Genomic DNA, 22423 nt, shown 5'->3' on the forward strand with positions numbered 1-22423 from the left:
AATTACTTTTTTTTAAAAAAAACTTCGAAAAAAGCTTCAAAAAATTTTCTTAATTCCAATAAATTGCGAAATTTGCGCATCTTAAGAAAAAAGATTTTATTAAATCACAACAATTAACAAAATAAACCATATGCGAAAAGCAGACTTAGTCAACATAATCACTGAAAAAACAGGAGTTCCAAAGGTAGATGTATTAGTTACCTTGGAGATGTTTTTTAAAGAAGTAAAAAGCTCACTTTCTGATGGTGAGAATGTGTATGTAAGAGGTTTTGGATCTTTTGTCATCAAAAAAAGAGCAAAAAAAATAGGCAGACACATCAAGAAAAATAAGTCTATAGAAATACCTGAGCACTTCATACCTTCATTCAAGCCTGCTAAAGTATTTGTTGATCAGGTGAAAGCCAATGTGGATTCGCTTCCTGAGGATGATGGTGATGATGATTAATAAGGCGATACAAGATTAATATGACCAAATCTCAAATAATTACTATTGCAGCATCTTTAATCCTGTTTTTAGTATTGTATTTGGGTTTTGAGACTATACCACCGGATATGCAAAACCTCGAAAAGTCGAGGGTACTAAATGTTGAGTCAACAAGTGTGACAAATCTGATCAAAGAAGCGCAATCAAAGCTCACGCCACAACAAACAACTGTCATAGAGGCTATCAATCTGGACCTTAACAAAGTGGCTAATGATACATCCAAAAGAGTGACAATATTAAAATCACTTTCAGGAACCTGGTATGAAATGGGATTTCCAGCCATATCCGGAAACTATGCTGAGGAGATAGCAACCATTGAAAAGTCAGCTGAATCATGGTCAATTGCCGGAACCACTTATGCTTTATGCGTGAAATCATCTGATGATAAAAAGGTAAAAGAGTTTTGTTCAAAACGTGCAGTGAATGCATTTGAAAAAACAATATCCTTTGACCCTGAAAACATAGATGCCCGCATCAATCTGGCCATATGTTATGTGGATAGCCCTTCAAAAGATAATCCAATGCAGGGCATCATGATGCTGAGAGATTTAAACACAAAGTATCCCAAAAACGTAAGTGTGCTAAATCAACTGGCAAAACTTGCATTACAAACTAATCAGATCGAAAGGGCTCTGGAAAGATTGGAAGCTTCCATCCTGATAGACCCTGATAACAATAATACTATATGCATGCTTGCTTCAGCATACGAAAGTGCCGGAAATAAAGTCAAAGCAGAAGAGTATCAAAAAAAATGTATTAATTAATTTAAAAAATATTGAAATATGCCTTGTGGTAAAAAAAGAAAAAGACATAAGATTTCGACGCATAAGCGAAAAAAGAGATTGAGAAAAAACAGACATAAGAAAAAGAACAGATAAGAATATCAGTCAGGCTTACATGTAAGCCTGACTTTTCCCATTTTTTAGTTAAAGTTGTGTACACAGGGTCTTTATATGTTTCTGGTCTCAAAATAGAATAAAAAATTAAGACTGAAGTGTAAGTTCTTTAAAGGTAAACATATTATAACTGGTCATCTTAAGAACTAAAATAATCTGAATTTTTTGGGCAAAAAAACTGATCAATTTTTATAATAATGGTTTTGTAAAATGGAATTCTGATCAATGAAACAAGAATTAGCCTTAAACCAAAAAAAAGATCCAGATTGTTTAATCTTCAAATTTTAACATAACATACATCATATATTCGTTTGTAATCTTTATTAAAGTACATCGAAAAAATAGCGGTTATCCTGCATAAACATTTCACTTATTCAGGATATAAAATTGCAAAAGCTTAATCCACACACTTTCACTCATTGATGGGGTAACACTTAAAGGTTATTTCTGAAGTATTTCTGAAATTACGTCATTCATCATTATATGACAATTTAAATGTATCAATAGTGGATAAGGAATTGATTATCAAATCAACACTTTCAGATGTGGAAATTGCACTTCTTGAAGGCTCACGGCTCGTAGAGATACACCGTCAAAAAACCAACAATAATTCAACAGTAGGTGATATTTTTCTGGGATGTGCCAAAAAACTGATGCCGGGTCTCAACGCCGGTTTTATGGATATCGGTCACAGAAAGGATGCATTTCTTCATTATACGGATCTCGGACCTCAGATCAACTCTCTGATCAAGTATACAGATTCAGTCATGAAGGGCAGTTATAACAGCCCGCTATTGGAAAATTTTGTACTGGAACAGGACAATCCCAAAACAGGTAAGATTGATCAGGTTTTTGCCAGAAATGCGCATGTACTGGTACAAGTACTCAAAGAACCCATATCAACTAAAGGACCGAGACTGAGCTGTGAACTAACTATACCCGGCAGATATGTTGTACTGACCCCATTTTCTGATATTGTAGCTGTATCGAAAAAGATTAGTTCAGGAGAGGAAAGAAAAAGATTGAAAGTGCTGGTCGAGAGTATCAAACCAAAAAACTTTGGAGTCATAGTACGTACAGCTGCCGAAGGCAAAAAAGTAGCTGACCTGCATAATGATATCAGAGAGCTTGAAGAAAAATGGAAAACCATATTCCACCAGCTAAAAAAGACCAAATCTCCCGATAAGATACTCAGTGAAATAGATAAAACATCTTCGATACTTCGTGACATACTCAATGATAATTTTAATAAAATCATCGTGGATGATAAAGAAATGCATCAAAGTATCAAAGAATACCTGCAATCTATAGCTCCTGATAAAGTAAAAATATTGCAGCAATATAAGGGCTCAAGACATATTTTTGACAATTTTGATATCAACAGGCAGATCAAGGCATCTTTTGGTAAGACATCTACTATGAGTTCGGGAGCGTATATCGTCATAGAGCACACGGAAGCCATGCATGTGATAGATGTAAATAGTGGACCCAAGACCCAGAAAAGAGATCAGGAAGATGCTGCGATGGCTGTAAATCTGGAAGCTGCCGAAGAGATAGCGAGGCAGCTAAGGTTGAGAGACATTGGTGGGCTGATCATCGTGGACTTTATAGATATGCGGACATCAGAAAACAAAACAAGTCTCTACAATAAGATGAAAGATTTCATGCAGGGAGACAGAGCGCAGCATACTATATTACCATTAAGTAAGTTTGGACTAATGCAGATCACGCGGCAACGTACAAGGCCGGAAGTCAACATTGATACTACAGAGTTGTGTCCTACATGCCTGGGTACAGGCAAGGTCAATCCTTCCATACTGGTGATAGACAATATTCAGAGAGATATCGAGTATATCATCCAGTCCAGACCTAAATCCAAATTCAGACTGGACACCAATCAGTTTATATATGCTTACCTGAAGAGTGGGTGGCCAAGCATCCAGATGAAATGGTTTATAAAATACAAAAAATGGATTTCATTGGGCCAAAACACAGATTATCATCTCTTTGAATACAAATTTTATGATGAAGCAAATGATGAGATAAGATTGTCTTAGGGTGTTATATATTCATCATCCTTCTTCATAGGTAACTTCTTAAATCGTCTTTTTTAGGTTGGAAAAAAATATCAGAAGTTAGAGATTTTTGAACAATCCCATTATAAGGACCATTTTTTAATCCAAATGTGGTGAGCATAACTAACCACAGGGCTTTTCTTGTCTTTGTACTTTCCTTAAATTCATTCAGTTTATTTCGCAGTTTAGTGTCGTAATCTTTAGTGATCGTGTATTCGCTATTCGAAAATTTGATTTCAATGACATTAATCACATTGTCACTGCGATCTATGATTAAATCTATTTGTGCTGCCTTATTTTGCCAAGTAGAAATATTAGATAATATGCCATCTATCCCCAGTTCTCGTTTTATTTCGTGGGTATGTAGGATACATAAAATCTCAAAAGCATAACCAGACCACGTATTCTGTTTGGGTGTATTAATCATATTGAGCCAGCTATTTCCATCATTGATCTGTAGCTTGCTCAAAAAGCTTAAATGAAACAATGAAAATAAATCAGTGAGCTGATATACCGCTTCTCTGGATGTTTTATTGAAATTATAATACTTTCTGATGAATCCACTCTCTTCCAGTTCGGTGAGAATTCGGGTCAATCCGCCACCATCTGTAATGCCACTACGTTTTACAATTTCTGATCTCAGGATACCTTTATTTTTACTTGCGATAGCTTCTACTATAGCGATGTGATTTTCAGGATTATCAAAGAGTGATTGATACAGTACGTAATATTCACTTCTGAAAAGGGCATTTTCTGCAAAACATAGCTTATTGATATTTTGTGACGCACTCCAGTCTTTATTAAAATGTGAAAGATAAAATGGTATGCCACCAAAACACATGTAAGCCTGAATGCATTGGAATTCATCATATTGACATCCCAAGGACTCGAGATACTGTTTAGTTTCATGTAAAGTAAATGGGTTCAGTTTGATTTTTCCCGTGACTCTATTGTATAATCCGCCCTTGTTTTTGATCAATTTATTCATCATCCATGATGCTGATGAGCCGCAAACGATGAGCAATATATCCGGCCTGCCACTTGCCCAACTATTCCAAAAGTACTCTAAGGCATTAATAAACTTAGAATTTCGATTGTCCATCCAAGGTAATTCGTCAAGGAAGATTACTTTCTTCTTTGAAGGGTCAGCTTCTAATTGCTCTATAAGGAAGGTAAAAGCATCTATCCAGGTTTTAGGCGTAGACATCGTTTCATTACCAAAATATTTTTTTAATGCAATGCTAAATGTTGCCAATTGTTCTTTTAGTGAACCTTTTGCAATTCCAGTAGTATAAAATGTAAACTGGTCCTGAAAAGCTTTACGAATCAAAAATGTTTTTCCTACCCTGCGCCTTCCATATACCGCAATAAAATGTGATTTCTGATCAGAGACATACCTATCAATGTCGCCCAATTCTCTTTGTCGCCCAATTAACTTCGTATCCATAATGATTTCAATTTGGCTACAAATATACAATAAATTTTAGTTACAGCCAAATCAAGCATTTAATTTGGCTGTAACTATATTAATTTTAATACTTACAGCCAAATTGAAATGTATTTTGTTGGCTATTTAAAGAAAATATCAGAAATTATATGTCTCTCTACAATCCCGTTGTAAGGTACATTCTTTAATCCAAATGTGGTGAGCATGACTAACAATAAGGCTTCATATGTAGCATATGTTTAACTCTAAAATAATTTACATATAATTTTGCCGTCTTTGGCAAACAAATAAATAAATGACTCACGTTTTATGTAAACTTCAGCCATATATTCAATTTTGCCATTTTCATAAAGAACAATAGAAGAGTCATACAAATCAGCATCTTCACCTAAGTCTTTCTTTATACTTTTCAGTAATAATTTCCTTATTTCAGCATCCAATTCCGTTTTACCTTTAGCGATTAACTCACCACAGCTGTCATATAGCCAATAATCATAATTGACATGTTCTTCAGTTTCAATTGCAAGTATTTTTTCATTGTTACAAAAAGGTAAAACAGCTCCAATTATTGTATCGGTTTTAGGGTATGTTTTATAAAAGAAGTTTACAATCTCTTTTGGAAGTTCAGCCTGAGGAATTACTTTAAGGTCTTCCCAAGGTAACAAACAATCTTTAAACAATGTATCTTTATCTTTTGAACAAGACGAAATCATCCATATTGTAAAATTTAAGATGATGCAGAATTTAAACATTTGACTATGTTTACGCATGTATAATTTTTTTGATTCTAGTAAAAATAAAAAACAAAGGTATAGCTTTATTTGCGTTTTTAAGTAAAAAAGTTAATTTATACATCAATCCTCCTCATTCTCCATTAGCAACTTCAGACTCAATTCTGGATTTTCCAAAAATGATTTTGTGATCAGATAGTGGTCCGTCTCTTCATAGTTGATCTCTTTGATACCTTCTGCGCTGAATTCATAGATGCGCGCATTGGGGTATGCCATGATGATGGGCGAGTGTGTGGCAATGATAAACTGAGAATCCTGAAGTACCAACTGATGAATCAGGCTTAAGGCCGTCAACTGTCTCGCTGGTGACAATGCCGCTTCGGGTTCGTCAAGGAGGTACAATCCATTGCCGGTGAGCTTGTGCATCAATGTGGCAAGGAAGGCTTCACCATGAGATTGTTCATGAAGAGATTTACCTCCATAAGACTTTAGTACACCAAACTCTTCTGCTTTGGTCGCTACATTGTAAAAACTTTCCGCTCTCAGAAAGTAAGCATCGCCGGGTTGTTTATAGCTTTTGGAAAGTTTGATCTCCCGGTGCAGGTCAGAGTGTGTATTGTGCACTTCAAACTGTGCAGATTTAGTACCACCTTCAGGGTTGAACCCATAAGCAATAGCAATAGCTTCAAGAAGCGTGCTTTTGCCACTTCCATTTTCGCCAATAAAAAAGGTCACATCGTGATGAAATCGGATATCTTCACACTGTTTTATTGAAGGAATATCATAAGGATAGCCTCGCTTATTTCTTGTTTCTTCTTCCTGAAAAAATACCGATTTGATATATGGGCGAGCGGAAATCATTTTTGTAAAACGAAAGGGTATTCTCCTTTAAATTGTTTTCTTAGTTTCCGGATGTCTTGAATGATAGAATCATAATAAGATAAAACAGTGATTTTAAAACTCCGCATTGCCGGGGAATCTAGGGAACGGAATCACATCTCTGATATTGGTCATGCCCGTCACAAAAAGAACAAGGCGCTCAAATCCCAATCCAAATCCGGCATGAGGCACCGTACCAAATCTCCTGGTATCCAGAAACCATGACATCTCCTCGGCTGGAATATGCATCTCATTCATGCGTCGGACTAAAAGGTCGAGTCTCTCCTCTCTCTGCGAGCCACCTATGATCTCGCCTATACCGGGGAATAAAATATCCATAGCTGACACAGTCGGACCTGGTACTCCATCTTTTGGATCGTCCTGTCGCATATAAAATGCCTTTATATCGGCTGGATAATTGGTCAGGATGACGGGTTTTTTGAAATGTTTTTCTACCAGATATCTTTCATGCTCTGACTGAAGGTCTGCTCCCCATTTTTCGATAGGATACTGGAATTTTCCTTTTTTATTAGGGGTCGAATTTTTAAGTATTTCAATGGCTTCTGTATATGTCAATCGTTCAAACGGATGCTCCAGACAGAATTTTAGTTTTTCGATCAGTGTCATCTCTGATCGCTCTGCTTGTGGTTTGGTCTTTTCGTCATCGATGAGTCTTTGCTCCAAAAATGCCAGATCTTCCACACAGTGATCAAGGGCATACTGAATCAGAAACTTCAACATATCTTCAGCAAGATCCATATTGTCATGGAGATCATTGAAGGCTACCTCGGGTTCCATCATCCAAAACTCAGCTAGATGTCGTGGGGTATTGGATTTTTCGGCGCGGAAAGTTGGTCCAAAAGTATAAACACTACCCAAAGCCAGTGCAGCCAACTCAGCTTCCAGCTGTCCCGAAACCGTGAGATTGGTCGCCTTGCCGAAGAAATCCTCTTTGTAATTGATGCTACCGTCATCGTTTTGTGGTAGTTTATTCAAATCCAAAGTGGTCACTTGAAACATCTCTCCTGCACCTTCGGCATCACTACCTGTAATGATAGGAGAGTGCACATTGACAAAATCACGATCATTAAAAAACTTGTGAATCCCATAAAAAAGAGTTTGTTTCACTCTGGATATAGCACTGAATGTGTTGGTCCTGAATCTCAGGTGGGCAATTTCTCTTAAAAACTCCAGGCTATGTTTTTTCGGCTGCAGAGGATATATTTCAGGATCGCAGTCTCCCAGAATGTGTATTTTTTCAGCTACCAACTCCACTGTCTGCCCCTTGCCCTGAGAAGCTATCAGCTTTCCTTCTATGTGCAAAGCAGCACCGGTGGTTATTCTTTTAAGCAATGCCGCATCCCAGTTTTCAAAATCAACCACTACCTGTAGGTTTGCAAGACAAGATCCATCATTGAGGGCTATAAACTGGTTATTTCTGAAGGTACGGACCCAACCCATGACCGTATATTGCCTTGATGTTGCCACTGTGAAAATATCTTTTATTCGGGTTCTCTTAGCCATAAGTCAATTACTTTATATTTAAATAAGGGGGCAAAAGTACGATATTTCAGGAATATAATAATGGGTACACTTTTGTATTTGACTGATTTCATTTCAATGTCGTTTAGATAAGGAATTTTTCTTTGTTTTTCCCTATCTAAATCTTTCCCTTACAAAGGAAAGACTTCTTAAAGATGTCTTAACTAAACGACATTGGATTTAATTTTCTTTAGACACCATTACATTCTTCGACTTTATATAAAAAAGCAATGGGTGTAAGGAATATAGTATCGCAGAATGATAATTTTTTGGTATATAATAATTAGATATTAATATTAATTGCATATATTTGTCTTACAATTGGACACAGAACAGAATATTTATTAATCAACTTTAAAATATTTTCTATTATGAGTGCAAAAAACCTTATTATCAGCAGTGTTGTAGGCAGCTTAGTCTACTTTTTATTAGGATGGGTATTTTACGGTATGTTATTTACAAATATATACCCTCCTTCAGACAACCAAAATATGGTATTTGTATATTTGGGATGCCTTACATTTTGTGTCCTGGTATCTTATATTTTTCTACAGTGGGCAGGTATCAGTGATCTGACATCAGGAGCAAAAGCAGGAGGTATCATCGGTTTGCTTTACGGTGCCGGCATGAATTTTTTCATGTATTCCAATATGGCGGCAAATTATCAGAATATAATTACCGACATCATTATAAATGCTGTTATGGGAGCCATAACCGGTGCAGTGATTGCTCTGGTGATCGGTAAAATCAAATAATATTTCCCTGTTTATTTGATTTAGATCAGGATAAGCAATATCAGGATCCTATTTTTGATTTGACCTCCTCTATGAGTTGGTCAAAGGATGTTTTGTACTCTGTGTGAACAATTCCTGAATCTTCATTAAAGTTTTTATGGAATTCGGGCAATGAAAAAGTAGCCACGACATTTGCATCATGGAATGGGAATCTGTTGCTTGCAATTTCCAAAACGGTTTTACCACCTCTTGCACCTGATGATGTGGCCATCAGGATGACAGGCCTACCCTGAAATGTCTTTGAATTGACCCTTGATGCCCAGTCAAATACGTTTTTAAATGCTGTACTATAGCTGCCATTATGTTCCGCGAGAGAGATTATTATCAAATCAGATGCTCCCAGTAGGTGCACAAACTCTTTGGCCATCTGCGGTTGTCCCGACTGAGCCTCCCGATCCACCGAAAATATTGGCATCTCAAAATCATTGAGATCGATCAAACTAATGTCTGCGTTTTCAAAAAATGAAGCCGTGTAGGCAGCAAGTTTTTTATTGATACTGTTTTTGCTATTACTAGCTCCGAATGCAAGTATTTTCATTAAGACAAAAATAAAAAGTCAAAAATTTAATTTATAACATTTGTTGTAACATATAAATGCAAAAGATGTTTGCGTCATGTATCAATCAAACCCAAGCATTTAAAAATAATTTATCATGCCATAAAATAAATTTATAAAAAGTTTTTTATTTTCAAAATAACAGATATTTTTGTCCGAAATTAAATCTTGTGATATGAAAACGAAAAAATTATTTTATCTATTATTGGTTTTTACCGGGTTGATGTTTAGCATTTCTTCTTGTAAAAAAGATACAACAGATGAGCAGCAAGAAACCACTTTTAAGGCAGTAAATAAGTTTGATCATGCTGTAGCTCACGAATGGAATAGTCTATTTCTGGAAATAGAGAGACATGCAGCGGGATACAGACCATGTCCGACAGCTGACGTTTTGGGTTATATCGGACTCTCCGCTTATGAAGCCTGTATTACTGGGATGCCTGAATATGCATCATTGGCACATTTATATAGCGGCCTGAGCGTACCTGGTGTACAGCCAAACCAGGAGTATCACTGGCCGACGGTAGTGAATGCATCCAACAATTTCCTATACAGTAGATTGTTTCCAGATGTAGACCCTTCTCAATTCAGCAAAATAAAGTCTCTGAATGAAAAAAATGAAAAAATATTTTTAGATGAAGCAGGACAGGAAACATTTTACAGATCAAAAAATCACGGAGAAGCAGTTGCGGCTGGAATTTGGGAATGGATGAAAGGAGATGTGGCCACTTTTGCAGGATACAAAGATCCGTTCAAAGAAAATGTATGGAGAGAAAAAAGAAATGAAAAAGGGGCTTGGATACCTACAGTACCGGGACCAGGAGAAGGTATGTTTCCTTTCTGGCATAAAGCAAGAACCCTTGCCATAAAATCCGACCTCAGAGTATGCCGCCATTACAAAGATTATGTAGGTGAATACAGTGATAAACCGGGTTCTCCGTTATATACACAGGCACTGGAAGTCATGGTGCAAAACACGCCGTCTCTTTCATATCAGACAGAATGGGTAGGTGAATTCTGGAGTGATGATTTGCTTGGCTTGACTTTTAGTCCACCATCCAGATGGATCGCCATTGCTGATCAGGTTGTAGTAAATGAAAAGGCAAACCTTGAAGATGCATTATTGGTAAACACAAAAGTGGGTATCGCACTGCATGATGCAGCCGTAGGCGCATGGACTTCCAAATATGTGTATAATCTTGAAAGACCTGAAACTTACATAAAAAGACTGATAGATCCTAACTGGGAACCCAACCTCGACAATCCGCTGACTGGTGACAGAGGTATCTCTCCTTCATTTCCAGCGTACCCATCAGGACACGCTACTTTTGGAGCTGCAGCTGCTGAAGCCATTGCCAGTGTTTTTGGCTACTCATATGGTATGACTGATAATTGTCACCGAAACAGATCTGAATTTTCAGGATATCCACGCACTTTCAGCAGTTTTTATGAAATGGCGCTGGAGAATGCATGGTCCAGAGTTCCACTAGGAGTGCATTACAGAATGGATGCTGAGGAAGGTATGAGATATGGAACAGAAATCGGAAGAGCAGTCAATAAATTGCCTTGGAAAAAATAACTTTTCATTGATGTGATTCGAAGGCCATTCAAATGAGTGGCCTTCGTTTTTTACAACATGTACATTTAAAAATTAACAGCCAAAATTGGTTTTTGCCAAAATCAACCTATCGCCCGAAATAATATACCTGAAAGACATATTAGGTTCTTTATCGGTGATATTTAAGATATTTTTCCAGGTAAGACCATTGTCATCAGATCGCATCAGGCTGTTTTTAGTATCGTAGTATAATTTGTTTTTATGAATAAATACTGATTGGATTCCTTGTTTGTTTTTTAGAACACTCTCTGCCGGGTGATTTGCCCAGGTTTTTCCGTTGTCATCTGAGTAAACCAGCATATTTCCAGGTTCAGTTGACATAAAAGATGGAGTGGAAGACATTCTTTTAAAGACATAAAGTGTATTCCCTTCTTTAAACATTTGTACGGAATTGTCATCATTGCTTTGCATACCTATTTTGTCCTGTAGTGATTTTATGGGTGACCATGATTTCCCTTCATCATCAGACATATGAATGCCGTTTATCCCGATGACCATTAAGGCATTATTGTGTATCAGGATATTGTTTGCAAATCCGTATTGAAATTTTCTGTCCCAGCTTTTGCCCTTATCGTCCGAGCTGTACACGCCAAATTGAGTTGCCATAAAAAGATTTCCCTTAGAATCTTCTACAATTTTACTTATGCCGTGTACACCTTCAGGGGTAGTGACAGGTTGCCAGTAACCTGCATTGTTTTGTTTTCTGAGTAAACCAATACCATAAACGTGACTATACAATCCTGAGGAGCAAGAAAACATATCAGAGACCCAGTTTTCATCTATTGGTTTTTGATTGATCAGGGCAGTCATTAGATTTTCTTGCTCTGCATTTGCAGATGACGACATATTTATTTTATAGATTTCTGCTTTTTCTGTTCCAATAAACAGGTTGTTTTGATCGCTGCTCAGAGACATAATTTTCAAGTCCTTGGGAAGGTAACCATCCATTGAATTCCAGGTCTCTCCCTGATTATCCGATATTATGACCTGATCTTTAAAATTATAAGGTTTGACTTCTTTTGTGGTGATTTCTTCCTGACGATCACCGGATGCACAATTGAAAAACAAGATAGTTGATAATAAAATACTGTAAAACATTTTCATTTTATTTAATTTATGGATTAATAACATTGCAAAAATAACGCTGAAGGACCTTGTGTTAGCCTATAAATATGGTAACTTTTTAGTAAATAATGGTAAAGTACACCATTTACAAGGGATAATTCGAGTAATTTTGTGCCATGTCTACTAAAATACATTTAGGTTTTTATCTTTTGTTTCTGCTTTCCAATACATTGGTTGGAAGTTCTGAAAAAAAAGAACTGCAAGTAGTCCTACGTCAGATAGGTCACAGAGTATTACATTCGAGTGGTGATTCCACTTCGAGAGTTTTGCCTGTAGAATCAAAAAATGAAAATACATATGTGATTTCTTTTGACAAACCCATTTACGTCTCTTCAGATTCGTTGTACAATATTGTAGAACATGAATTGGGAAGAATAGGTATCGGCGATTTCATAACCGAATTAAAAGGGTGTAATACTGAAAATGTGGTCCTATCATTTCTGTACAGCCAATCTTTAGATAGTATTACACCTTGTGGTGGAAGAAACATTCCGAAAGGGTGCTATACTGTTGAGATTACAATGCTCAAAAAAGAAAATCGGCTTTGGCTGGCATGGTTATTTCCTTTGATTTTGATACCACTGTTGTACATTTATTACCGAAAAACAAAAAAACATTCTTCGGAGACACTCTCCAAATTATTGGCAGTCGGCACATATAGGTTTGATATAAAGAACAGAGAGCTTTTGCACATTGCACATAAAGAATCACTGACAGAAAAAGAAGCTAAACTCTTGTCCATTTTGTTGGCGGGCATCAATGAGATTCAAAACAGGGATTATCTTATGACTGAGATTTGGACTGATAGCGGGATTATGGATGTGCCCAAAAACCTGGATGTGTTAGTATCCAAACTAAGAAAAAAACTGAGTCTGGATGAAAATATCAAAATCACCAATGTGCATGGAGTGGGGTACAAATTGGAAATCAATTGAGAGATGAACTATTTACTTTATGACAATATCTCCCCATCCCTCATCTCAATAACCCTGTCACTATTTCTGGCGAATTCTTCATCGTGTGTGACAGAAATGATCGTCTGGCCGAAGCTTCTTGTTAGTTCCCTAAAAGTATCAAAAACTATGGCTGAATTTTTGCTATCCAGATTGCCGGTAGGTTCATCGCACATGATGATGTGTGGATCGTTGATAAGTGCCCGGGCTATCGCCACCCTTTGTTGCTGACCACCAGAAAGTTTGCTGGCCGGCTTTAGTGCCTGATCTTTGAGCCCAAGGATTTCAAGTTTCTGGTAGGCGCGTTCTTCTATTTCTTTTGTTGAATATTTCCCTAATTTCAAAGCTGGAATCATGATGTTTTTAAGACACGTAAATTCTTGAAGTAGGTAATGAAACTGAAAAACGAAGCCGATTTTATTATTACGCAATGTAGCAAGGTCATCAAGGCTCAAACCAGTAATTTGTTCGCCATCGATTCTGAGATTTCCTTCATACTCCGTATCCATCGTAGATAAGATGTATAATAGTGTGGACTTACCACTGCCAGACTTGCCTATCATGCTGAGAAACTCTCCTTTTTTGACACTAAAGGAAATGTTTTTCAAGACCTGAAATTCTACAGGATCGTGGAAAAATTTATTGATATTATTTGTTTCGAGAATATTCATTTCCTTGAATTGCTTGTTTATTAAGTCCATATTCATCGTCATTCGGTTATTCGTCATTCGGTTATTCGTCGTTCAGATTGTTCGTCATTCGGTTGTTCAAATTACTTTCTAAATATGGATACCGGATCTACCTGTGCGGCTTTTCTGGCCGGAAGGTATCCTGCAAAGAATGTGATGATCATGCCTACTATGACTCCTTGTGCAAATTTTAAAGGTTCATAATCAATCGGAAAGTAACCAATATCTCCTCCCACATACACTTTCTTAAGTAGTGTAACCATAACAACAGCCATACCCATACCTCCTAAGACCCCCATCAAACCAATGGAAAGTGCCTGGGTAAGAAATATTCGAACGACATCTGCCCCCTTGAAACCCATGGCTTTTAGGATGGCAATGTCATTGATTTTTTGGGTTACGGTCATGTTAAGTATATTGTAAATGCCAAAACCTGCCACTATCAATAGTGTAGTTGATACAAACCCTATGACTATGCGCCTCATTCTGAATGCCGCCATTAAAGTTTCATTGGCTTGTTTCCAACTTTCGGATTTATACCCTGTGAGTTGAGTTAAGTCAGAAGCGATAACATCAGCATTCTCAGGATCGATTGCATTGACATTGATGTCTGTAGTATAACTACTGTTTTCTTTTAGCAATTGCCGTGCTGCACTGAGGTGGATATAGCATTTTGATTTATCAATGATACTATTATTGGTTTTAAAAATGGCGACCACCGTAAAACTCTTTTGTACTCCCCGAGATGAAGAAATGCTGATATTATCACCCACAGTCAAACTTAGTTTTTCTGCCACACCACTTCCTATAGCAATATTGGATGTATTTCCATACATTTTGTCAAAACTGCCTTCTACAACAGTTGCCTTAATATTGAACATAAGGTCTGCCTGCTCTGGAATCACTCCAAAAGCTTGCCCTGGAATCTGAGACCTGCCAGTATTGTAAAAAATAGTGCTTGCCACTTGAGGAGTAATAAAAGTGACATTTTCATCCTGGCGAATCAGACTGATCACATCTTCAGGATTAATGATGGCATTACTTGATGGAACAATTTTGGGATTAATGATGATAGATTTTTTATTGTCAAGATCTTTTACAAGAGGTTTGCTGACAGGTTCGTCTTTGTACACTCTGATATGAGGTGTATTTTTAAAAATTGATTCATTGGACACACGATCAAATCCCACCATCATACTATTCATAAAAATGTAAATAGACATGCCTAATACAACTCCCATGACAGCAACGGCAGTCAATTTTTTATTGGTAAAAAGATAGGTGGAAGCTATGTCTGTGTTGATATTCATGGCTTAAGGTTTATGAGGAATGAGAATGTCATTGGCTGTGATTCCGCTGAGAACTTCTACATAATCCGTAGAAATGATACCTGTTTTGATGACAATTGTTGTGTCACGATCTTTTAAAAGGACCTTATTGCCATATCCCATGTATTTTCTCGGTATGAGCAATGCTTGTTTCTTTTCACCCACCAGGATGTTGCCTTCTAATGGTGTCCCAAAGATATTTTTTTCAGAAGTCAGCGCTTCTTCCAGAATGATTTTACAGACAAAAGACTGACTGTTGACGTCGAAAGCAGGCAGAATTTCGTTGACCATACCCTTGTAGGTTTTGTCCTTTTCTGAATTGAGCCTGATGATGGCTGGTTGTCCTGTTTTTACTCTGTTGATGCTGCTTTCATCTATGGTTAGCACGATTTCCACCTTTGACGGATTTGCTACGACGGCTATGACTTCGCCGCGACGTACAAAATCTCCGGTTGATTTCAGTTTTTTGATGACTGTCCCGTCTGCCAAGACTTTGATTTGATTGTATGATTGTATAACCTGATTGTTTTTCAGCTGGCCTTTTGTCGTGATCTTCTGCTGTCTTGATTGTTGCAGGATGACATCGAGTTGTTTTCTGAGCGCATTGAGATTTGATAAAGAATTTTCCGCAGCCAATTTTACATTTTCATACTCCACTTTGGCAATGCTTTCATTTTTATAAAGGCGTTCATACCGCTCTGCTTGCAACTTATCCTGCTGATATTTAGCTTCTGCAAAGCTTATGTTTTGTTTGAGTTGCTGGATAGCAGGAGACTTATCACTAAGATTTTCGTCTGCTATGACCAATTGCTCTTTGGACGTTCCGGTATTGATCAGGCTGGACTGATTATCTATTCTGGCGAAGATGCTACCCTTTTTTATTACAGTTCCAACATCATAATTGGCATCGAGAAGAATTCCGTCTGTTTGTGCAGTAAGATTATACATATCGTCCCATTCGATTTGTCCCGGTGCGAATACCCATTCCTGAATATCCTGAATGATTGGTTTGATTTCTTGAGTTTCTTTATTTTTACATGCTAAAACAGTGATAGCTACCAGTAAAAATGAAATTTTTAATTTATATAACATGTGCGATTTTTTTTGATCTTAGTAAAGGTTATGGATGATGATTTTATGTTTTGCAAAGGCGATATTGGCCAGTGATTGTACCACGTTTATCTGACTGTTGAGCTTATCATTTTGAGAGATGAGCAACCTATCCAAACCTAGGATATTCTCCTGGTATTGATTCAGGTTTTTTTGATAGGTGTCTGACTCCAGGTCCAAAATGGCTTTAAAGTTTTTGTACTGACTTTGCGCTTTTTGATATTCTATGGTCAATTGCTCCGCTTTCGTTTCGGTTTCTTTTTGCACATGGGTTTCATTTAGCTCAAGCGTTTGGAGCTGATATTGTTTGTTTTTAATATTGGAAAGGCGGGTGACTGTAGGAAAGTCCCATCCAAGCTTCAGTCCGATAAAATTGTAGCTGATCCCCGATGAGTTGGTGGCAAAGAAAAAGTCATTGCTCAGGTTCTGCCAATTGAATGACGATGTGAATGACAATATAGGGTAATATTGATATTGCAAGGTTTTGATATCCTGTCTGAGCATTTGCGATTGTAAAGCTACATTTCTAGATTTTGCATTGCCGGCACTGACAGAAGAAATATTTTCCAATGCATAGACATCAAGATTTTCACTGATTTCAGGAAATGTATTATTTTCAAAGAATAGAGCCAATATTTTTTCCTGTATCCGTATATTGTATTCTAATTGTTCCATCTTGTCCAACAAATTTATCATATTGACCTCTGCTTCATTGACGTCTTGTTTTCTGGCAATTCCTTCCTGATATCTGTTGGTAACGATGTTTTTGATTTGCTCTGCAATGGCAATATTTTTGATTAGAATGTCTTTTTGACCCTTTAAGGACAATATGTTGTGATAGGTGACATTCAGGTTTTCGTAAATTTGCAGTTCATTGAGCAGATTTTGTGAAGCTGTGAGTTCCTTGTTGATTTTTGCAGATTTGATCTGTGCAATGGATGACATATTCACCAGGTCAAATTGTGGCTGTACCGAAAACAAAGCATTGTACTGCTGACCGAATGTCACTTCACGAAAACTTCCAGATGGTCCTCCAAAAATCTCCGCAGGTATGAAGTTGCTCTGAAGCCTGGTATTGTCATTGAGATTGAGTGTCACGGGCATACGAGGATTGATGACATTTCCGACAGAAGTTTTATAAGCCAAATTAGCTAGTTCCGTCTGTATCTGTGCACTTTTGAAAGTCAGGTTATATTGTCTGACATCATTCCAGACTTCTGCAAGTGAAGTATAAGTCTTTTTTTCTTGTGCTTCCGCTTGTCTGCCCAAACCACAAATGATTATTGCAGCAAGAATGGCATTGCGCAAAAATTTTATCATAAGATTAAAGTTTTTGTGTGATCAATGTAAAAAAATCTTCCACCATTTGGTTGCCTTCTTTCTCCACATCAAGGTGAAATCCTGTCATCTTCCATTTAAAAATGAGCGTCCTGAATCCTCCTATCAAAAAATGAAGCATGGCATCCGTGGATATGATCGGGTTGATGAGCTGTTGTGCAATCCCTTCAGTGAGCAAGCGATATATTATAGGCATTTTATACAAAAAGATCTTTATCGCTTCATTTTTTATGCCATCACTTTCGTCAAGTAAACCCTCTGACAACATAGCTATAACAAAATGCCTGTTTTCATTTAGAAATCTGAACTGGCTATCAAATATCATTTTGATTTTTTGAACCGGATTTTCTTCACCATTGGCAATGGGCTCTATCCTATCCTTAATATTCTTTTGCAGGTATTGTATCATCAGGATGAGGATATCTTCTTTGCTTTTGAAGTGCCTGTAGAGTGCACTTTCGACAAAACCCATCTCTGTTGCCAAAGCCTTAACAGTTAATCCAGAAACGCCTTTATCTACAAGGATCTTTCCACTTGCCTGTATGATTTCATATTGTCTGCTTGTGATATCCATAAAATTTGTGTGTGTGAATGTTCACTCACACAAGTAAACATCTGTAATTAGAAAATGTTGTGGTGAATTACAAAATTTAGCTTACATTCTTAGTTTTACTTTACAAGCTGAGAAAGGGATTACTTTGAAAGCCTTTTGATTTCTTCATGTGTAAGGTCGATTACTTAAATCCAAAGAAAATCTTCCTGTGTTTTATTTTTATAGAATAATTAAAATTATAATATCTTTACTTTGAATATCATTGTTAAATTCATTTTAGGGTATGCTTAGCTTATTAGTAGAGTGTCTGTAAAATAGACTTTAAGACAAATCGATATTTTTATCTAAACTTTGAGTTCGAGTTCGTTTATTTGTAAATTTGAAACAAAAAATCAAAGGTCAATAATACCTAAAAATCTAAATAACTATCTAAATATTTGAGTATGTATGCACTTAAAAAATAATATAATGACAAAAAAAAGAATCAGTTTTTTCATGATGGTATGCTGCGCTATTTCCATATCAAATGCACAGATAAATGAATGGCCGGTATTAAAACATTACGATCAGGACCACTTACTTAATATAGCCCTGCCGCTTGGTGGAATCGGCACTGGTACTGTATCACTTGGCGGGCGAGGAGAGCTCCGAGATTGGTCGATTATGAATAAGCCGGGTATTAAGTTCAGTACAGGACAAACAGGAAATCAGGCTCCCTTTTTTGCCATTTATGTCAAACCCAATGGCCAAAACCCAATGGCCAAAGCATTGATAGGTCCATTTCACCCAAGTGAATATATGCATTACGAAGGCCGCCCGGTAAACAATCACGGAATGCCTCGGTTTTCGGCAGCTTCTTTTGATGCAGCGTATCCGTTCGGAGCAGTAAATCTGACTGACGACCTGCTGCCTGTTGCCGTAAAGATTAAAGGCTTCAATCCTTTTATTCCCGGCGATGTTGATGCAAGCAGCATACCTGTGGCTATATTGAAATACGAGGTAACAAACAAAACTAATGTACCCATGGAGGTAGCCGTATGCGGTACTATACGCAATTTTATCGGCATGGACGGCAGCAAAACATATAAAAACTGGAAGGCCGATGTAGTGACTTACGGAGCCAAAAACAACATCAATACATTTCGTAAAAGTGATTTGGTACAGGGAATATATATGTACAGCGACAGTGTAGCTAAAACCGATCCTGCATGGGGAACCATTGCACTGACAAGCCCTGACCGATCCGAGGTGAGTTATCGCCGTTCGTCCACACCTAATGACTGGGAAAATGCAACACTCGACTTTTGGGACGACTTCAGCGCTGATGGTGTTCTGACAGATAAGGATCGTCTTGTAGATGATAATCCTATGGCATCGTTAGCTTCAAAACAGCTCATTCCTGCTCACGGATCAAAGGTATTTACATTTTACATTACATGGCATTTCCCCAACCGCTATGATTGGAACGGAGCCTGGGACTATAATTATAAAGGTAAATTAATCGGCAACTATTATACAACCAAGTATAAAGATGCATGGGATGTCATTGAACAAGAAGCCGTCCGTTTTCCTCAACTCGAGCAAAAGTCTATTGATTTTGCAAAAGCTTTTGTTGAAAGCAGCATTCCGGAAGTAGTGAAGGAGGCAGCCATGTTTAATCTTTCTACACTGCGTTCGCAAACTGTTTTTCGCCTTCCTTCGGGTCACATGATGGGATGGGAAGGTATTATGGACGAAACCGGTTCGTGCTATGGAAGTTGTACACATGTTTGGAATTATGAAACGGCAACCTCGTTTCTTTTTGGTGACCTTGCCCGTACCATGCGCGATGTTGAATTCACTTACGGCAGCAAGGAAAATGGTAAAATGATGAACCGTGTCAACCTGCCACTTGAATCTAACTTAGATATTGATCATGTTGCAGCAGCTGACGGCCAGATGGGTACCATCATGCGTTTCTACCGCGACTGGATGCTTTCGGGCGATCTCGAATTTCTTAAAAAATATTGGCCAAAAGTGAAAGTGGCCATGTCATACGCATGGGTTGAGCGCGGTTGGGATGGTAATCAGGATGGCGTGCAGGAAGGCCAGCAGCACAACACGATGGATGTAGACTACTATGGACCAAATCCTCAGATGCAGTTCTGGTATTTCGGTGCGCTGAAAGCCTGCTCGAAAATGGCAATAGCCATGAACGATAAAGCATTTGCATCAAAGTGTGACCAGGTTTTTGCAAATGGAAGCAGATGGGTAGACCAAAATCTTTTCAATGGATCCTATTACGAGCATAAAATTACGGATCCGAAATCATTCAATTTCCTCAACATGAATGATTCGGCGGTTGAAATCCCAAGATATCAGCTTGGATCCGGTTGTCTTGTGGATCAATTGGCTGGCCAATATATGGCACATGTCTGCGGACTGGGCTATCTGGCAAAAAAAGAAAATATAAAGACTGCATTACAAACTGTGATGAAAAACAACTACGTTGAACGATTCGATGATGTTTTCAACAATATGCGTTCGTATGTGATGGACAAGGAATCCGGACTGATCATGGCCAGCTGGCCAAAAGGGCGACTTAAAGTACCTTTCCCTTATTTTGCCGAATCTATGTCCGGCTTTGAGTATGCAGCAGCTATCGGAATGCTGTACGAAGGACAAACAGAATCCGGTCTTAAATGTATAAAAAGTATCCGTGACCGCTTTGATGGTGAAAAACGTAACCCGTTTGACGAACCGGAATGCGGCCATCACTATGCCAGGGCAATGGCCAGCTGGTCAGGAGTGCTGGCTATGGCGGGTTTTCATTACTCAGGAGCCGATAAATCTATGACTTTTACATCAAAACCAGGTACTTATTTTTGGAGTAATGGCTATGCCTGGGGCACCTGTAAAGTAGCAGGAAAAACTGCGAGCCTCAACGTATTAAATGGCAAAGTCGCAATAGCCGAATTTACTCTTTCCGGCATCGGAACGCTTAAAACAAAAGAAATGGTTCTTGGCTCAAGTCAAAGTTATGTATACGAAATCAAGTAAAAAGACATCAATCTATATTATCATGAAAACACTTTCAGTAATCATACTCATCAGTTTTAACTGTTTACTTTCCTGCAGCCCAAATAAAAAAACAGAGAATAAAATAGCTGCATACCAGTATGAGAAAGGAAGCTTTGGCTATGACCTGGAGTTCCTGAAAACAAAAGACAGCATTATTGTTTTGGCGAATGGTGATGCACAGATTATCATTTCACCCAAATATCAGGGAAAGGTATTTACAAGTACTGCAACAGGATTAACCGGAAATAGCTTTGGCTGGATCAACTACAAAGCTTTGGAATCAGATACTGTTGTTCCTCATATCAATGCCTATGGCGGTGAAGACAGGATGTGGCTCGGACCCGAGGGCGGCCAGTATTCCATATTTTTCAAGCCTGGTTCAAAAATGGTTTTCGAAGACTGGCAGACTCCTGCAGGATTGGATACTGAGCCCTGGCAGAAAACAGCTGCAACCTCCGACAAAGTCTCGATGCAGAAGAATCTGAAACTTCAAAATTATTCTGGTACTGAGTTTGACTTATTATTGAAACGGGATGTTCATTTGCTATCGTCAACAGAAATGATGACAAATCTGCGTGTTGAACCCGACCCTTCCGTCCGATGGGTTGGTTTCGAAACCTACAACACAATAATAAATACCGGTAAAAAATCATGGACAAAAGAGTCCGGTACACTTTCCATCTGGATCTTGAGTATGCTAAATCCAATTGAGAATGGTGCCGCCATAATACCCTACCATGAAGGGGATGACAAAACCCTTGGACCAGTGGCAACTACCAACTATTTTGGTGAAATACCAGCAGACAGGATTCAGATGAAAGAGGGTATCCTTTATTTTAAAGTGGATGGTAAACACCGAAGTAAACTTGGAATAGCTTATAAAAGAGCAACATCTTTTGCCGGGAGCTACGATATAGAAAATAAGGCTTTAACTATCCTCCAACTCTCCCTGCCGGAAAATGAAAAAGATTACATCAACCAGCTTTGGGAAATGCAAAAAGAACCTTTCAAAGGTGATGCGATCAACTCATACAATGATGGCCCTCTTGATAGTGGTGGACAAATCGGACCATTTTACGAGCTGGAAAGTTCTTCTCCTGCAGCTTTTCTTGCTCCAGGCGAATCAATGAATCATATTCAACGGATGTTTCATTTTGTTGGAACAGAAGAACAACTTGATATTCTATCTAAAAAGATTCTTAATGTGTCCATTGAGCAGGTTAAATCAGCATTTAAAAAATAAGT

General features: G+C 37.8%; 19 protein-coding genes. 8 read left to right on the plus strand and 11 right to left on the minus strand.

What is annotated here, in order from left to right; all coding sequences use genetic code 11:
* Positions 1–130 precede the first annotated feature (130 nt).
* The 3 genes from IPK35_22850 (at position 131) to IPK35_22860 (ending at position 3437) form a co-directional block, all read left to right on the plus strand.
* Complete coding sequence (locus tag IPK35_22850; GenBank protein ID MBK8056027.1) at positions 131–445, plus strand: integration host factor subunit beta; 315 nt, start codon at positions 131–133, stop codon at positions 443–445.
* A gap of 20 nt (positions 446–465) precedes the next feature.
* Positions 466–1248 (plus strand): hypothetical protein, encoded by a 783-nt coding sequence (locus IPK35_22855; protein ID MBK8056028.1) that lies wholly within the window; start codon positions 466–468, stop codon positions 1246–1248.
* Positions 1249–1886: 638 nt separating this feature from the next.
* A complete protein-coding gene (locus IPK35_22860) occupies positions 1887–3437 on the plus strand; it encodes an Rne/Rng family ribonuclease (GenBank protein MBK8056029.1) in 1551 nt (516 codons plus the stop codon).
* 25 nt (positions 3438–3462) lie between these two features.
* Here the strand turns inward: IPK35_22860 and IPK35_22865 are convergent, their stop codons facing one another.
* From IPK35_22865 to asnS, 4 genes are all read right to left on the minus strand, one after another.
* A complete protein-coding gene (locus IPK35_22865; GenBank protein MBK8056030.1) occupies positions 3463–4902 on the minus strand; it encodes an AAA family ATPase in 1440 nt (479 codons plus the stop codon).
* A 245-nt stretch (positions 4903–5147) separates the two neighbouring features.
* Positions 5148–5672 carry a hypothetical protein gene (locus IPK35_22870; GenBank protein MBK8056031.1) on the minus strand — a complete coding sequence of 175 codons (525 nt, stop codon included), beginning with the start codon at positions 5670–5672 and terminating at the stop codon, positions 5148–5150.
* 84 nt (positions 5673–5756) lie between these two features.
* The gene (locus IPK35_22875; protein MBK8056032.1) at positions 5757–6494 is read right to left on the minus strand and encodes an AAA family ATPase; all 738 of its coding nucleotides are present in this window, start codon (positions 6492–6494) and stop codon (positions 5757–5759) included.
* Between the two features lie 93 nt (positions 6495–6587).
* Complete coding sequence (asnS, locus tag IPK35_22880; protein ID MBK8056033.1) at positions 6588–8036, minus strand: asparagine--tRNA ligase; 1449 nt, start codon at positions 8034–8036, stop codon at positions 6588–6590.
* 389 nt (positions 8037–8425) lie between these two features.
* Here asnS and IPK35_22885 point away from each other — a divergent pair, with 389 nt between their 5' ends.
* On the plus strand, positions 8426–8809 hold the full coding sequence (locus IPK35_22885; GenBank protein ID MBK8056034.1) for a hypothetical protein: 384 nt from the start codon (positions 8426–8428) through the stop codon (positions 8807–8809).
* Positions 8810–8849: 40 nt separating this feature from the next.
* On the opposite strand, the gene IPK35_22890 is transcribed toward IPK35_22885, so the two are convergent.
* Positions 8850–9386 carry an NAD(P)H-dependent oxidoreductase gene (locus tag IPK35_22890; GenBank protein MBK8056035.1) on the minus strand — a complete coding sequence of 179 codons (537 nt, stop codon included), beginning with the start codon at positions 9384–9386 and terminating at the stop codon, positions 8850–8852.
* Positions 9387–9579: 193 nt separating this feature from the next.
* Between IPK35_22890 and IPK35_22895 the strand changes: the two genes are divergently transcribed.
* Entirely contained in the window at positions 9580–10983 is a 1404-nt protein-coding gene (locus tag IPK35_22895; GenBank protein ID MBK8056036.1) for a vanadium-dependent haloperoxidase, read from the plus strand.
* A gap of 72 nt (positions 10984–11055) precedes the next feature.
* Here the strand turns inward: IPK35_22895 and IPK35_22900 are convergent, their stop codons facing one another.
* The gene (locus IPK35_22900) at positions 11056–12120 is read right to left on the minus strand and encodes an exo-alpha-sialidase (protein ID MBK8056037.1); all 1065 of its coding nucleotides are present in this window, start codon (positions 12118–12120) and stop codon (positions 11056–11058) included.
* A gap of 143 nt (positions 12121–12263) precedes the next feature.
* On the opposite strand from IPK35_22900, the gene IPK35_22905 reads away from it, so the two are divergent.
* On the plus strand, positions 12264–13082 hold the full coding sequence (locus tag IPK35_22905; protein ID MBK8056038.1) for a response regulator transcription factor: 819 nt from the start codon (positions 12264–12266) through the stop codon (positions 13080–13082).
* 17 nt (positions 13083–13099) lie between these two features.
* Here the strand turns inward: IPK35_22905 and IPK35_22910 are convergent, their stop codons facing one another.
* From IPK35_22910 to IPK35_22930, 5 genes are all read right to left on the minus strand, one after another.
* Positions 13100–13771, minus strand: coding sequence for an ABC transporter ATP-binding protein (locus IPK35_22910; protein ID MBK8056039.1), 672 nt, complete (start codon positions 13769–13771; stop codon positions 13100–13102).
* 101 nt (positions 13772–13872) lie between these two features.
* On the minus strand, positions 13873–15099 hold the full coding sequence (locus IPK35_22915; GenBank protein MBK8056040.1) for an ABC transporter permease: 1227 nt from the start codon (positions 15097–15099) through the stop codon (positions 13873–13875).
* A 3-nt stretch (positions 15100–15102) separates the two neighbouring features.
* Positions 15103–16209, minus strand: coding sequence for an HlyD family efflux transporter periplasmic adaptor subunit (locus IPK35_22920; protein ID MBK8056041.1), 1107 nt, complete (start codon positions 16207–16209; stop codon positions 15103–15105).
* An 18-nt stretch (positions 16210–16227) separates the two neighbouring features.
* Positions 16228–17547 (minus strand): TolC family protein, encoded by a 1320-nt coding sequence (locus tag IPK35_22925; GenBank protein ID MBK8056042.1) that lies wholly within the window; start codon positions 17545–17547, stop codon positions 16228–16230.
* A gap of 4 nt (positions 17548–17551) precedes the next feature.
* Positions 17552–18139, minus strand: a complete 588-nt coding sequence (locus tag IPK35_22930; protein ID MBK8056043.1) for a TetR/AcrR family transcriptional regulator — start codon at positions 18137–18139, stop codon at positions 17552–17554.
* A 474-nt stretch (positions 18140–18613) separates the two neighbouring features.
* Between IPK35_22930 and IPK35_22935 the strand changes: the two genes are divergently transcribed.
* Both IPK35_22935 and IPK35_22940 read left to right on the plus strand, forming a co-directional pair.
* Positions 18614–21157, plus strand: coding sequence for a hypothetical protein (locus IPK35_22935; protein ID MBK8056044.1), 2544 nt, complete (start codon positions 18614–18616; stop codon positions 21155–21157).
* Entirely contained in the window at positions 21138–22421 is a 1284-nt protein-coding gene (locus IPK35_22940) for a hypothetical protein (GenBank protein ID MBK8056045.1), read from the plus strand. Before IPK35_22935 ends, IPK35_22940 begins: the two co-directional genes overlap by 20 nt.
* The last annotated feature ends 2 nt before the right edge of the window (positions 22422–22423 follow it).

The sequence above is a fragment of the Saprospiraceae bacterium genome, from assembly GCA_016713025.1.
Taxonomy (GTDB): domain Bacteria; phylum Bacteroidota; class Bacteroidia; order Chitinophagales; family Saprospiraceae; genus OLB9.